The sequence below is a fragment of the Serratia ureilytica genome (assembly GCF_013375155.1).
GTDB lineage: Bacteria > Pseudomonadota > Gammaproteobacteria > Enterobacterales > Enterobacteriaceae > Serratia > Serratia ureilytica.
The window spans coordinates 1-291 of the sequence record NZ_JABXOF010000035.1 but is presented as its reverse complement, the minus strand read 5'-3'; the positions used below and the strand labels follow the sequence as shown (position 1 = coordinate 291).

The window sequence follows — 291 nt, the reverse complement described above, 5'->3', positions numbered from 1 at the left end:
CACCGTCATGGGGTGTCGGGGGTCGGAGGTTCGAATCCTCTCATGCCGACCAAATTCAAGAAAACCTGCTGTAACAGCAGGTTTTTTTTCGTCTGTACGTGAGAGGATGAGAATCTCCGAAGGAGGTTTGAGCCGAACGTAGTGAGACCACGTTGCTTTAGCAACGGCCCACAGGGCAAGCATCGAAGATGCGCATAATCCTCTCATGCCGACCAAATTCAAGAAAACCTGCTGTAACAGCAGGTTTTTTTTCGTCTGCACGTCGAGAGGATGAGAACGCAGCCGCTGCAC

1 other RNA gene is annotated in these 291 nt (G+C 51.5%); it reads left to right on the top strand.

Annotated elements, in window-relative coordinates:
* Positions 1-85: 85 nt before the first annotated feature.
* Positions 86-215: non-coding RNA, RtT sRNA (locus tag HWW83_RS25535), on the top strand.
* Positions 216-291 lie beyond the last annotated feature (76 nt).